1 protein-coding gene is annotated in these 763 nt (G+C 77.5%); it reads right to left on the reverse strand.

The annotated features are described in order from the left end of the window. Positions 1-37 precede the first annotated feature (37 nt). The coding region (locus tag KN815_RS49440; protein ID WP_216348245.1) for a phosphotransferase at positions 38-763 on the reverse strand (726 nt) is incomplete at its 5' end.

Consider the following 763-nt stretch of genomic DNA (forward strand, 5'->3'; position numbering starts at 1 on the left):
CCGGGCCACGGGCCCGCGCCGCCCGTGGCCCCATGGCTCAGGCGCGGGCGGTGGCGAGGCGGCGGATCGCGGTCATCGGGACCGACAGCCAGTCGGGGCGGTGCCGCGCCTCGTAGAGCACCTCGTAGACGGCCTTGTCGGTCTCATGGGCGCGCAGCAGCTCCGGCTCGGCGCGCGGATCGGTGCCGGACGCCTCCGCGTAGCCCGCGCAGTACGCGGCGCGGGTGCGGCCCGCCCACTCCTGCGGGCGCTCATGGCGTCCCACGGCCGCCGCGTAGTCGAAGGACCGCAGCATGCCCGCGATATCGCGCACCGGCGGCTGCGGGCGGCGGCGCTCGGCCAGCGGACGGGACGGCTCGCCCTCGAAGTCGATCAGCGACCACCGCCCGCCACCGATACCGCCTCCGCGCCCGTCGCCATCCCCCTCCCCATCCCCATCCCCCTCCCCATCCCCATCCCCATCCCCATCCCCATCCCCGTCCCCGGTCAGCAGCGCCTGCCCCAGATGCAGATCGCCGTGGATGCGCTGGGCCGCCCAGGTGCGGCCCGCGCGCCCCAGCGCGGCCAGGTCCTCGTACGCGCCGTGCAGCTCCGCGCGGTACGGCTGGAGGGCGGGCACCGCGGCGGCGGCAGAGTCGAGCCGTTCGCTCATGGCGGCGGCGAGGTGCTCGATCTGCGGGCGGCGCAGCACGGCGGTGGGCAGGGCGCGGGCCATCGCCAGATGGACCTCGGCGGTCGCCTGCCCCAGCGCGCGGGCGGCGTC

Source organism: Streptomyces niphimycinicus (genome assembly GCF_018883605.1).
In the GTDB taxonomy this organism is placed as follows: domain Bacteria; phylum Actinomycetota; class Actinomycetes; order Streptomycetales; family Streptomycetaceae; genus Streptomyces; species Streptomyces niphimycinicus.